Origin of the sequence: Francisella sp. XLW-1, from assembly GCF_008711455.1 — a bacterium.
Lineage (GTDB): Bacteria > Pseudomonadota > Gammaproteobacteria > Francisellales > Francisellaceae > Francisella > Francisella salimarina.
Window position 1 is genome coordinate 26,579 of the sequence record NZ_VXKP01000007.1, and the last position, 13,634, is coordinate 40,212.

Below are 13,634 nucleotides of genomic sequence, written 5' to 3' on the forward strand. Positions count from 1 at the left end.
TGTTATGAGATATGTGATATTTAATGATAATAAGATATCTAAGCTCTCTCTAGGAACTGTTCAATTTGGTCTTAACTATGGAGTTGCAAATCAAAAAGGGCAACCAACTCAAACAGAGGTCAATGATATCGTTGACTATGTTATCTCACAAGGAGTTAATTGTTTTGATACCGCTCAAGCGTATGGTACCTCTGAAGAGGTCTTAGGTAAAGCTCTGCATGGTAATAGCTTTATTGTGTCTAAAATTAAATCAGATGTTTTTATAGATAGCTTTGATGAAAGTATCCAAAATTCATTACAAAGATTAAATATACAGTCTTTGTTCGGTTTATTGCTTCATGATATGGATATTTTTTACAAAGATTATGCTTTGTTAGAAACAAAGATTAATCTTGCTAAAGCTAATGGCCATTTAAAATACTTTGGAGTATCTATATATTCCAAAGAAGATTTTGACATGGCTCTAAATAGCGATCTTGTTGATATTATACAGCTTCCTTTTAATATTTTTGATCAAAGAGCTATTGCAGAGAGCTGGTTTGAGAAATCTAAGCAAAAGAACAAACTAATATTTATTAGGAGTGTATTTTTGCAGGGGTTATTGCTTATGGATATTACAAAGGTTCCAAGTAAACTAAATGATGCAAAAAAGTATATAACTCAGCTAGATGCTTTATGTGAAAAATATAATATGACAAGGTTAGAGCTGTCTCTCGCATTTGTTGATCTTGTAGCACAAAGCTCAATTTTGTTGTTTGGTTGTGATTATATTAAGCAGGCTCAAGATAATATAAATCTATACAATAATTATAAATCGTTGGATGAAAGACAGATTCTAGAAATTATTGAAACATTTGGCAATGTTTCAGAAAAAATATATATGCCAACTAATTGGTAAGGAAGTAGATAATGATCAAAATAGGTATAGTAGGTTTTAGCTCTGGCAATGGTCATCCCTACTCATGGAGTGCTATATTTAATGGTTATGATAAGCACAAAATACATGATTGTGGATTTCCTGTGATTGCTGACTATCTTTCGAAGAGGTCTCTACCAGAGGAGTGTATATTTGGTGCTAAAGTTACACATATATGGACAGAAGATTACGACTTAAGTAAAAAGATTGCTACTGTATCATTGATTGACAATGTTTCACTGAATATTGAAGATCTTATTGGTTCGGTTGATGCCGTGTTGATTGCTCGAGATGATTGTTCTGAGTTGAGAGAAAATATATGTTACAAAGTGCTAGATGCAGGATTACCAGTCTTTATTGATAAACCTATAGCTTTATCATTATCTCAGCTTGAGAGACTTTATAGTAAGCAACGTTATGAGGGGCAGATATTTTCATGCTCTGCATTTAAATATTCAGCCCAGTTTAATATTTCTCAGGGAGTCACTGCTAAGCTTGGAGAAATCAGACTGATAAATTCGATTATTCCCAAATCATGGGATAAGTATGCAGTACATCTTATAGATCCAATTGTTCAAAGATATGCAAGCTCAGATAGTATAAATAGCGTATCTAAATTTGGAGATAAAACATCTGCTGTTGTTGGTGTTTCGGTAGTTTGGAATAGTGATTTAGTTACCAACTTCTTAACAATTGGAGATCTTTCATCACCTGCAAAAGTTGATATTATTGGAGAGAGTGGCAATGAAATGATCATATTAGACGATGCTTTTGGAGCATTCAAGTCATCTCTAGAAGTCTTCGTTTATAGAGTGAGAGCTGCTAGTTTTGTAGATGAGTATGAACATCATCAAAAGGTTGTTTCAATAATAGAAAAAGGGATGAAGTAAAATGCATGTATTAATAACGGGAGGTTCTGGAGTAATAGGGCAAGAGCTTGTAAAAGGATTTTTATCTAAGGGCTATGATGTCTCATTTACATCCACTTCTGAGGATAGTGCTGGCAAGGTTTTAGAAAGGTTTGTTGATCACAAAGATAAACTGCGCGCATTAATTGTTGAATTTAATCATGAGACAGATGTAGAAGAGTTTGTTAGAGAAAATGTTGGTAAATACACACATCTAATTAACAATGCTAGATCTTTGAAAAGCGTAGTTGTTGAAGAAAATGGATTTTCATCATCAAGCAACATCCATAAAGAATTATTTATGTCTGTAACATTGCCATACCTACTATCTTGTGGTTTCGTTGATACATTAAAGTCTATTGTTAATATATCATCTATGTATGGGGTAGTTGCCTTTAATAGAAACTTATATGAAGATGGATATAACTCCTCTCCAATACAATATAGTATAGCAAAAGCAGCTCAAATACATCTTACTAAGGAACTAGCTGTAAGATTTGCAGATAGAGGGGTAAGAGTTAATACGGTGTCATTTGGTGGTGTTGAAGGTAGAGTTAGCGATGAATTTAAAAAAAGATATGCTAAGTTATGTCCAGCAGGCGAGATGCTAAAGAAAGGTGAGCTTTTTGAACCTGTATGGTTTGTCTCAAGTAGTGTGTCGAAAAGTCTAACTGGACATAACTTGATAGTAGATGGGGGCTGGTCAGTATGGTAGCAAAGACAGTTGCGATTATACCTGCTAGAGGTGGATCAAAACGGATACCTAAAAAAAATATTATAGATTTTTTGGGTGAGCCAATGATATCTAAAACAATTCAAGCAGCTCTAAAAAGTGGCTGTTTTGACAAGGTTGTTGTATCAACAGATAGTCAAGAAATTGCAGATGTCGCAAAGAAGTATGGTGCAGAGGTTCCATTTTTAAGAAGCGAATATGCTGATGATATTTCTCCGGTAAGTGATGTGATAATAAATACTCTCAAACAACTAGAGTCACTGGGCTATAAATATGATAATGTGGTAAGTTTGATGCCGAACTGTCCACTTAGAGATGGTGATGATATCTTACAGATGTATAAGGTGTTTGAGAAAGAGGGTTATGACTTTTTGTTAAGTGCTTTTTCGTATGGATATACTAATCCATGGTGGGCTCATCTAAAATCTGGCAATGAATACAAACCTTTGTTCCCAGAGCAAATACAAAAAAGATCTCAAGACTTGGAAGAACTTTTGTGTCCTTCTGGAGCAGTATGGATAGCAGATGTTAAGAAGCTTTATGACTCTGGTAGTTTTTATGGTAAAGGCTATGCGTTTCATGAACTTTCTTATTTTAGTGCGGTTGATATTGATGATTTTGACGACTTAGCATTAGCCAAAGCATTTTATTTAGTAAGGAAAGGTTCTGGTGAATGTTCTAATTAGAGCTGACTCTTCATCAAGTATTGGTACAGGGCATATCATGAGAGATCTTGTACTAGCGTCGCAGTTTGAAAATGTAACTTTTGTGACAAGAGATTTATCCGGGAATATTAACTTCAAGATCAAGGAAGCTGGTTATAACCTTGAAATAGTTAAAGATAATACATTACCTGAGTTATCAAGAGTTGTTGATATATGTAGTCCGGATTTAGTTATAATTGATAACTATGATATTAATTATAATTTTGAAAGAGCCCTTAAAGATAAATATCCAAACATTCAGCTTATGGTGTTTGATGATGTTTATCAAAAGCATTATTGTGATATTTTGATAAATCATAATGTTAGTGCTGATAAAACAAGATATAAAGGGTTAGTACCAGAGCGATGTGAACTTCGTTGCGGATCGAAATATACACTAATAAGGCGAGAGTTTTATGAGTATCGAGAAAAGCCTAAACAAAAAAATAAAGTTCCTCATGTGTTTTTGGCAATGGGGGGAGCTGATCATAGTAATATAAATATCCCAATCCTTGAGGTTATTCGAGAAATTGGTGGTATACATGTAAATGTCTTGACGACTACGACAAATAGAAATTTGGAGCAACTAAAAGAGTTTTGTTTAGATAAGTCTTGGATAACAATACATATTAATTCTATTGAAGTCGCAAAGCTAATGCATGAAAGCGATTTTGCTATTGTATCGCCAAGTGTCACGCTAAATGAAGTATTGTTTATGAGGTTACCATTTACTGGGATAATGACTGCCGATAATCAACTTGATATGTATGATTATTTAGAAAAAAAAGGTTATTTGTTATTAGAAAAAATGGACCAAAGACTTTTAAAGATAAATGTCTTGAAGCTAATGCAAGATATTAAGAATTAAATATCAGGGAGAGTTAGATGAGAATTTTAGTTTTAGGTGGTACCAAATTTGTAGGCCTTGAGTTCTTAAAAAATATAGATAAATCAATAAATGAAGTCTATGTGATTTCAAGACGAGCTGTTGATGTTGAGGGTGTAAAATCAATAGCTCTAGAGCGAGATGATAGGAAAGAGTTAGAGAGAGCGATTATCTCCGTAAATCCAGATGTTATATTAGATATGATTTGTTATAACCAAAGGCAGGCGAACGATATCATAAATATAAGTTCTAAGCTTAGAAATTTAAATCATTATATTATGATTTCTACATTCTTCATATATAACTACTCTGATGTATATGAAGGTTTTGAAATAATTAATGAAGAACTTATAAGAGATAGTTATACAAAGAATAAATATTTAGCTGAAAAGGCTATCTATAACAGCTCTTTATTTGATAAGGCTACTATTATAAGACCACCGTTTATAATCGCATATGATGATTACAGTCAGAGATTTCAATTCTTGATAGAGTCAATAAGGTCAAATACTATTGTTATAGATGAATTTAGAAATTCATTTATTTCTAAAAATGAAATGGCTAAGGCTTTACTTAAACTAATCTGTGAGTCGCCTTTAGGCTTTTTAGACTTAGCAAATAAAGGTTGTGTTTCTTTGAAAGATATAGTTGATATTGTATCAAATGTTCTTAATCAAGAGTTTGATAAGTTGACTTATGGTAAAAGAGAAGTTTATCAGTTAGATAGAAGTATTTGTCTGGACTCAAAGCATTTAAATCTATTTGATTTGAAAGATATTAGAGATGTTTTAGTCGAAGAAATCGGTAGTTTAAAATGAAAATTATAGTTTTTTCGGATATTCATGGCAATATATATGCCTTAGAAGAAGCTCTAAAGTTGATGAGATTACATAATCCAGATGCATATTTATTTTTGGGCGATATAGCAGGATATTACTATTATCAAAATGAATGTGTTGATTTGTTGCTTGGACTTAAAAATTTGATATCAATAAAAGGAAATCATGATTTATACTTTTTAAATGCATATTCATCTAAAAATTTTAAATTGCTAGATGAAAAGTATGGTAAGTCATATTCTATGTTAGGTGAGAGTATATCACATAGTACATTAGAATTTTTGAAGAATATGCAAGAGTTTGAGAAGAATAATTTATTTGAGGCCTATCACGGCTCACCTAAGGATTATTTTAATGGGTATATTTATCCAGATAATGAATCAAAAAGTTTTTTAGAAACTGTAAGTGCTAACTACCTATTTTTAGGTAATACGCATTATGACATGAGAAAGCAGTATGCTAAAATGAAAGTTATAAACCCTGGATCAATAGGTCAACCTAGAAATAGCAAAAAGCCTAGTTTTTGTGTAGTAGATTTTAACAATAGCACAGAAGAGATGGTTTATTTTAGTTATGATAAATCTAAATTACTTGATGATATTAGAAGATACGATCCAGATAAGAATTATTTAACAAGAGTTTTGATGAGAGATGAGTAAGAAGATTTTGGTAACCTCTGCTGGGGGTGATATTGGTATGAATATCATCAATATACTACTTAAGCAAAAAGTCTTTAATTGTGAAATTTTTGCGGTAGATATTAAAGATATTATTTTTAGTCAAAGCCAAGTAGATTTTTTTTCTAAGGTTCCTAGAACAAGTGATGACAGCTATACTGATATTATTAACAAAATAATATTTGATAATAATATTGACTTAATCATACCGGCATCAGAGTATGATATTAACTTTTTTAATTCAAACAGAGAATTATATAAAGAAAAAGTAAATATATTAATTAATAATACGACAATTATTAAGAACTTTTTGGACAAGAAGATTACATCTGAGTTTTTGACTGATATTAATATTCCCGTACCTAAAACATGGAGTTTGAAGGATTATAATATTTTTGAGGGGTATGATATTATCGTCAAGGCTGCAAGATCAACAGTTACAAAAAAAATTCTTAAAATTGAAAGTCAAGAACAGCTTGATCAATTAAGAGAAGGGATAGATGATTTAAGCCAATATATAGTCCAAGAATATATTGGAAGTATAGATCAAGAGTTAACAACTGCAGTCTATAGAGATGATAATATTTTTGCGGTTATTTCTTTTAAAAGAAGACTGATAGGAGGAATGACAGGTTATGCTGAGATATACAAGTCCGACCGTCTAGAAAGTTATGCAAAAAAAATTGCAGAAGAAACTAACCTAAAAGGAAGTATAAACATACAAAGTAGGAAGTATGACAACGACTACTTCATTTTTGAAATAAACCCAAGAATATCTAGTACAGTATATATACGAGATCATTTTGATTTTAATGATTTGATTTGGTGGTGCTGTAGTCTACTTAATATAAACTATAAAAAATGTCGCGCAGTCAAAGATAGTGGAATAGCTGTATTGGGTTATGTGTATAACTTTTATGATAAAGAAGCTTAAGAGAGTTGTAAAATGAAAATCGGTAATTTTGACATAAGTAAAGATGGTGTGTATATCATAGCAGAGCTGAGTGCAAATCATAATGGTAGCATAAAAAATGCTCTAGATACTATTAATGCAGCTAAAGAAATAGGTGCAAATGCAATTAAGCTACAGACGTATACCGCTGATACGATAACTTTGAATTGCAAGAAAGAAGATTTCTTGATTGCTGGTGAAACTCTCTGGGATGGTAGATATTTACATGATCTTTATCAAGAAGCTTATACTCCATGGGAATGGCATAAAGAGCTATTTAGTTATGCTAGAGAGATTGGGATTGATATTTTTTCTTCACCTTTTAATAAAACTGCGGTTGATTTTCTAGAGCAATTTAATCCTAGTGCATATAAGATCGCGTCATTTGAAATAACAGACTATGAACTTATTAGATATACAGCTTCAAAAGGTAAGCCTATCATAATTTCAACTGGCATTGCGACTATTGATGAAATTCAAGATGCTGTGAATATTTGTAGAGAAGTTGGTAATCACGATATTATACTGCTTAAGTGTACTAGTGCGTACCCTGCAAAGCTAGAAGACGCGAATTTGGCAATGATTCCAAGTTTAGCTGATACATTTGGTGTTGTTTCTGGATTTTCAGATCATACATTAGGCATCACAGCGCCGGTTGTTGCTACTACTTTGGGAGCTAAGGTAATTGAGAAACACTTTATACTTGATAAGTCTATAGGAGGTGCTGATGCGGAATTTTCTCTAGACAGAAAAGAGTTTTCTGAGATGATAAATGCTGTAAGAGATGCTGAGAAGTTACTCGGAAGAGTTGACTACTCTTTAACAGAAAAAAGGAAAAAAAGTAGGCAGTTTGCTAGAAGTCTTTATGTTGCACAAGATATAAAGAAAGGAGATGTCTTTACCGAAGACAATATCCGCAGCGTTAGGCCAGGTATGGGTATGCATCCTAAATATTTAAAAGATATTTTAGGCAAAGTAGCTGAGAAGGATTATGAGTTCGGCGATAGATTTGATGGTTAGTAGTGGCTTAGGTAATTAGTGTAAATGGAGTCTGATATTTTGAATTCTAGATTAATGTATTTTATAAAGTCTGCTTTTATAGGCATTATTGTGGTAGTATATTGGCTTTTTATATTTATGTACGTCAAGAGTATCAAGTTTCTCAAAAACAATAAATTAACTATTTATATCAGATTTACTATATTACCATTTATAAGTCTTATGTTTACTAGACTCATACATTTAGTTATTCCATATATATACTATAAATCTAAAGACTTTTTGTTTAAAGTATTGCGAGTAATCCTTAAGCTTACTGGTATATATGGTTTAGTTAAAGGTATAAAGAAAAGAGCAAAAAAATAGTTCCATGAGTGATTTCCTGTGTGTTATATTCGCGACTAAATACTAGGTGTATTAATGAAAAAAATAAATGTATTGATAAACTGTAAATGGATATTAATAGACATTAAAAGATTAATAGAGCGCTTAAGAGAAAATCAGGCAATAGGTACTATATATATAGTGCTTACTTATGAGAATGTGATTTTTAATAAAGATATTATGATTCATAACAACGCTGTTAATCTTGATAAGTGTAAAGAGCGGTTTCCTAATTGTGAATTTATAGTATACAGAAATGCTTATGTAATTGATTCTCTTATTGTTAGCTTTATCTCAAGATTAGATAGTGCTATGGGTTTTTTATCAACGGTACCTGTTAAAGAATTTTATGATTTTGATATTGATAACTTAAATAATATAGATAGTGTAGGAGCATTTGCCTCTAATAATAGGTATCCAGATGGTTTTAAATTTACTACACAAGCGGTAGAGCAGGGTCTTGATATATATGGTTATTTTACAAATCTTTTCAAAGATAATGACATAAGTATTGTGTATAACGTCTCACAAAACCATTATTTGTCTGATTATATGCTTGAGAAAGCTGCTATAGACTCTGATTGTGTTTCGAGAGTCATACATAGGCGAGATTTAGGGTTTTCTGATACTAATATGAGGCGATTTTGTTTGATTGACTCTAAAAATAAAACAATTCTTAAGTCTTTAAATTCTTTTAAAGAAAATAATGCTGAAAATATAAGTATGTATAGGGACGCTGGACAAATTAGTGAAAAGCGAAAGCCTCTTCAAGAAATGTTTTCTGTCATGACATCATATCAACTATACAGAGTAGTAAAATTCGAGTTGTATAAAAGATTGTATTTTTTCCCATTTTATCTCAAGGGGCTTAAGGCTTTTTATGACAAACTTTGTACCACTCCTTGTAGTTCAGATAAATATGTTTTGTTTCCTCTTCATTTTGAGCCTGAAAGCACTATCTCTCCGAGTGATGGTATTAATGCTTTACAATTATATAATCTTAAAATACTTAGATCTGTACTGCCGGAAGGTTGGAAAATATATGTAAAAGAGCATCCTACTCAATTTAATGAGAAAGCATATACTATGGAAGAGTATGTTGAGGCTTTACCGCAGTATAAGAATAAAAGATTCTACAAATATATTAGTGAGATTAATGATGTGTATTTGATCAGAACGGAGTTCAATCAGAAAGCGCTTATAGAGGGCTCGCAAATTGTAACATCTAATTCGGGAAGTGTTTTCATGGAGGCATCTTCTTGTAACAAGCCATGTCTTGCATTTGGCAAAAATGCATTTGCATCTATGTTTTCTAATGTTTGGACTGTGCATAATATCAATGACTGTAAAAAAGCTATACAAGAAGTAATTAATAGCACAGAGATAAAGACTGACTATATAGAAGTATTGAATAATTATTCTATGCAAAGTCCTAAAACAGACTGTCCTTCAGAGCCTATTACTCACTTGCTTAAAGAATTGATAGATTAAGTTAAATGTTACATAAATGAATTTTGCAAAAAATAAGATTGTACGACTGGGAAGTTTACGACATATGACTTCTAGTTTATTTAACTATATAATATGATATGCGGTTTAAAATTGTTTCTAACTTATAAACTAGGACGTTAAATGGAGTCAGAAAAAAGGTTCTTATCTTTAATAATGGTTTATGATCAAAATAAATATCATTTACTGAAGAAAAGTCTACAAAGTGTATGTGAGCAAAGTGCTAGCGATAGAGTCAGCGTGTTGATAGTAGATACTAGTGGTGATTTGGATTTAAATGATAAGTTATTTACCGATCTACTATCTTTAGAATTTAATAGTATGAAAAAGCTAGCTTTTTCATACTATGATGCATTGAATGCGGGTGTTTCGATAATTTCTACAGAATGGGTTTGTTTTTTACAGTTGGGGGATGTATACGCTTCTAAGAATGTTATTGAAGAGGCTATTTCTATAGTTAAAGATAATACTGCTGATGTATATTATGGAAATTCATTAAGATTAACTAACACAGTATTAGGCACATGTAGAACTGAAATTGCTGAATCAGTAGAAACTATTGCTAAAAAACAACCATTTCTCTTGGAGTCGTGTATTTTTAAGTCAAATATTTTGAAAGCCTATATGTTTAATACTTTCTACGAATACGCGGCAGAGTACGACTTACTTATAAGGTTATTTAAAGGTGAAGTATCTTTTTTTTATTTACCGTTAGTTATTTCAGAAAGTAGTGATTCGAAATCTTTTAATGAAAGATTTGAAAGGCTTTTTATTATTTCTAAATATTTTGGTGATGATTTAGTTAAGAGTAGTTATTTTAAGCCATATATTCGTCTTAGAGAAGATGAGAATAGCAAGTTGATTCCTTTAAATGAGAGTATTAGAAGTCTTGAAAATCTTATTGAGAAACAGAAATCTGTTCTTAATGCAAGGCAGAGCGAGTTCAATCAAATTAAAACTACAATGATCTATAAGCTAGCTAAGAGAATTGATAATATGTTATCTATTGTTTTTAGGAGCCATAAATGAAAAAAATATCGGTAATAACAGTTGTTTATAATGGACAAAACGTTATTGAACGAACTATTAACAGTGTTGTATCTCAGACTTATAGAGAAAATATAGAATATATAATTATTGATGGTGCCTCGAAAGATAATACTTTAAATATAGTCAAAAAATATGAACAAGATATAGACATAATAGTAAGTGAACCTGATAGTGGTATTTATGATGCAATGAATAAAGGTATTGGTTTAGCATCTGGTGAATGGATATCTTTTATGAATGCCGATGATATGTTTGCTGACAATCATGTGCTCGAGAGAGTTATGAGTATCGTAGATGGTAGTGAAGATGTTATTTGTGGTAGAACTGACTATATATCTGAATCTGATGAGTTTATGTATAAGGATAGTTTAAGACCTGTAGATACAATATTTGATAGAATGCCATTTTGTCCTCAGTCATCATTAGTGAGCTCTGAATTATTAAAAGGTTTAAAACTTGATACGAGTTTTAGAATCGTAGCTGATTATAATTTTTTCATGAAAATATATCTAAGTGGAGCTAAGTTTAGATATGTAGATTTGACAGTAGCAGTTTTTAGATGGGGAGGATTAAGTACCACTAGTGTATTTACAGCCGCAATTGAAACAATTTATGCTATATTGAAAAATACATCTTCAGAAACCGCAAAAAAAAGTTCAATTTATAAGGATTTAAGATTTTTGGGTATAGATGAGTCTGAATTAGTTCTCCTAGATCAGGCTAATAAAAAATTTATAAGTAAAACACAGGAATTAGAAAATCTAAATAATAGAATTAATATGTTAAATAGTGAAATTGAGAGGTTTTATTCTGCTAAAGTATTTAAGTTTGTAAGAGTTATCACCTCACCATTTAGTAAGGTTGCAAAGATGTTTGGTAAATAGAAGTTTTTACAATATAAGTTATCTAGTATATTTTTGTATTGATACGCAAAAGTCTCTATAGTATAGATGCCCTGAATCTGAAAGAAATTGTAATTACGATACGAAGTTTGTATTATTAATGTGAGATTGTGCAAATCTGAAATTATGAGATTTGAAGTGTATTTAAATTAAAATTGATAGTGTTTTAAATGGTTGTTAAAAATAAAAAGCTAGGTATATTTGCAAGAATCCTCAGAAAACTTAAACCTCCTAAAAAAGGTCTTATTGAAAGAAGTATTTTACACGGAAAAAAAGAGTTTTGTGCGACAAAAGAAACTATATTTATAGCTTCTTACGAATCATCACTAACAGCAGAGTCATTTTTGAATTTGAATCTAAGCGAGTTTCTAAGTGAAAAGTATAATGTGATACATTATGTAGCACAAAAATCTCAGAGCTATAAAGAATACTTAGATAGGTGTTTCTTATTAGTTGAAGCAGATGAGTATCAAGGTGATATGCTTCATATAGGTACTGTTATTGATTACCTTAATAAACAATATGGTATAAAAATAGCTATATATAATTCTCTTGAAGTCTTGCCTGTTTTGGAGTCTGCTAATTATGTTGGAGTTGCAACATTATTTATGTTTCAAGATCATACATTAGACAAAAATGATTGTTTAAATAAAGAATTGTTTGATCTCATGCTTTTTGCTGATGGCATAGTGTTTCCATCAAAAGCTACGCAGGATAGTTATTTGAAACAACTTATGAAGTTTACTCTAACCGAAGAAGCTCCTAAAAATATGATAGTTAAAGAATTACCAGGGTGTTTATTAAAGGATATCTTATATTTTAATTTAAATACTGTAGATAATGATAAAAGTATCAGTAATCAGGCTAAAGATTATTTAAATTTTTTAAATGAGCAAATTAATTTTTTCCATAAACATAATTGTGAAAATAGACTAATAGTGCATGCCATAAAAGATTCAAATGCTATGAACTTTGATTATATGGGCAATCAATTTAATACCGAAGAAGAGGCAATATATAAGCATGTAATGTTATATCGTAAGAATATTGCCTATTTAGGTGCTGTAAATCCTAGACCAGGATTTTCTAATTTAAAATGGCAAATAGAGAATGAAAATGATTCTTTTGTTCCTATATATGACGCTCTTAAGAAAGGTGGATTAGCGACCCATGCATGTTATGTAATATCAAGTGATGCGAAGTATGAAGCTATAACTTTTAGAGGAAGAATTGCGGTGCATCTACATTTGTACTATGTTGATTTATCTGATGAGTTTGCTTCATATTTCAAAAATCTCCCTGCAGGATATGATTTATATATTACAACAGTATCTAAAGACAGCGGGGATTATATTAAGCAAAAATTTTCTAATTGTGGTGCTGCAAAAATTGAAATATGTGTGGTAGATAATATTGGAAGAGATGTTGGTCCTATGATATTTAATCTTAGAGAGAAATTATATAGTGGCAATTATGAAGTTATAGGACATTTTCATACAAAAAAATCTTTAGGAAACGATAAAGTCGTAGGGGATGAGTGGCGAAAATACTTACTTGATAACCTAATAGGTAGTCATGTAAATATGATTTTGAATTTGTTTAATGATAAGGAAATGGGCTTAATTTTTACTGATGATAATACATTTGTTGATATTGGTAAAAATAAGGCTTATATTGATAGCCTTTGTAAAATATTGGAACTTGGAAATATAGAGCAAACTCCAGTATTTCCTGTAGGAAATATGTTTTGGGCAAGAACAGAAGCAATTAGAGACTTTTTTGAGCTTAATAAAGAAGGTATTTTGCAAAGAGAACCGTTGCCTGTGGATGGTAGCTATCTACATGCATTAGAAAGGCTTACACCTTATCTTGTCGAGAAAAATGGCTATAAATATACTACTATTTATACACTAGGAACAAGTCATAGAAGTGAGAATAAGCTTGGCTCTTAGATTGATTGTGAATTATTTAATAAAGATATTTGTTTATAATGATGGGAAATGAAAATGTATAAAGCAAAAAACATATTAGTAACAGGAGCAGCAGGTTTTATAGGTAGCAATTATGTGCGTATGATGTTATCAAGATATGATGATGTGAAAATAGTATCTTATGACAAGCTTACTTATGCAGGTAGTTTAGATAATCTAAAAGATCTAGAAAATGAACATAATC

14 protein-coding genes are annotated in these 13,634 nt (G+C 31.0%); all 14 read left to right on the top strand.

What is annotated here, in order from left to right:
• The first annotated feature begins 4 nt into the window (after positions 1–4).
• Complete coding sequence (locus F3D59_RS09320; RefSeq protein ID WP_150464671.1) at positions 5–898, top strand: aldo/keto reductase; 894 nt, start codon at positions 5–7, stop codon at positions 896–898.
• An 11-nt stretch (positions 899–909) separates the two neighbouring features.
• Positions 910–1,806: a Gfo/Idh/MocA family oxidoreductase gene (locus F3D59_RS09325; protein WP_150464672.1), complete on the top strand. Its 897-nt coding sequence runs from the start codon at positions 910–912 to the stop codon at positions 1,804–1,806.
• Position 1,807: 1 nt separating this feature from the next.
• On the top strand, positions 1,808–2,539 hold the full coding sequence (locus tag F3D59_RS09330; RefSeq protein ID WP_150464673.1) for an SDR family NAD(P)-dependent oxidoreductase: 732 nt from the start codon (positions 1,808–1,810) through the stop codon (positions 2,537–2,539).
• Positions 2,533–3,243 (top strand): cytidylyltransferase domain-containing protein, encoded by a 711-nt coding sequence (locus F3D59_RS09335; protein WP_150464674.1) that lies wholly within the window; start codon positions 2,533–2,535, stop codon positions 3,241–3,243. Before F3D59_RS09330 ends, F3D59_RS09335 begins: the two co-directional genes overlap by 7 nt.
• On the top strand, positions 3,227–4,129 hold the full coding sequence (pseG, locus tag F3D59_RS09340) for a UDP-2,4-diacetamido-2,4,6-trideoxy-beta-L-altropyranose hydrolase (RefSeq protein WP_150464675.1): 903 nt from the start codon (positions 3,227–3,229) through the stop codon (positions 4,127–4,129). Before F3D59_RS09335 ends, pseG begins: the two co-directional genes overlap by 17 nt.
• A gap of 17 nt (positions 4,130–4,146) precedes the next feature.
• Positions 4,147–4,965 carry a hypothetical protein gene (locus tag F3D59_RS09345; protein ID WP_150464676.1) on the top strand — a complete coding sequence of 273 codons (819 nt, stop codon included), beginning with the start codon at positions 4,147–4,149 and terminating at the stop codon, positions 4,963–4,965.
• Positions 4,962–5,645, top strand: a complete 684-nt coding sequence (locus F3D59_RS09350) for a metallophosphoesterase family protein (RefSeq protein ID WP_088821535.1) — start codon at positions 4,962–4,964, stop codon at positions 5,643–5,645. The genes F3D59_RS09345 and F3D59_RS09350 overlap by 4 nt, the downstream gene beginning before the upstream one ends.
• The gene (locus F3D59_RS09355) at positions 5,638–6,597 is read left to right on the top strand and encodes an ATP-grasp domain-containing protein (RefSeq protein WP_150464677.1); all 960 of its coding nucleotides are present in this window, start codon (positions 5,638–5,640) and stop codon (positions 6,595–6,597) included. Before F3D59_RS09350 ends, F3D59_RS09355 begins: the two co-directional genes overlap by 8 nt.
• Before the next feature lie 12 nt (positions 6,598–6,609).
• Positions 6,610–7,635, top strand: a complete 1,026-nt coding sequence (gene pseI / locus F3D59_RS09360; RefSeq protein ID WP_150464678.1) for a pseudaminic acid synthase — start codon at positions 6,610–6,612, stop codon at positions 7,633–7,635.
• Positions 7,636–8,034: 399 nt separating this feature from the next.
• A complete protein-coding gene (locus F3D59_RS09365; protein ID WP_150464679.1) occupies positions 8,035–9,489 on the top strand; it encodes a hypothetical protein in 1,455 nt (484 codons plus the stop codon).
• A gap of 141 nt (positions 9,490–9,630) precedes the next feature.
• Positions 9,631–10,536: a glycosyltransferase family 2 protein gene (locus F3D59_RS09370; protein WP_150464680.1), complete on the top strand. Its 906-nt coding sequence runs from the start codon at positions 9,631–9,633 to the stop codon at positions 10,534–10,536.
• Positions 10,533–11,441 (top strand): glycosyltransferase family 2 protein, encoded by a 909-nt coding sequence (locus tag F3D59_RS09375; protein WP_150464681.1) that lies wholly within the window; start codon positions 10,533–10,535, stop codon positions 11,439–11,441. The genes F3D59_RS09370 and F3D59_RS09375 overlap by 4 nt, the downstream gene beginning before the upstream one ends.
• 188 nt (positions 11,442–11,629) lie before the next feature.
• Entirely contained in the window at positions 11,630–13,411 is a 1,782-nt protein-coding gene (locus F3D59_RS09380; protein WP_150464682.1) for a rhamnan synthesis F family protein, read from the top strand.
• Positions 13,412–13,465: 54 nt separating this feature from the next.
• Positions 13,466–13,634, top strand: a 169-nt coding sequence (locus F3D59_RS09385; RefSeq protein WP_191092471.1) for a GDP-mannose 4,6-dehydratase, incomplete at its 3' end; no start/stop codon positions are given.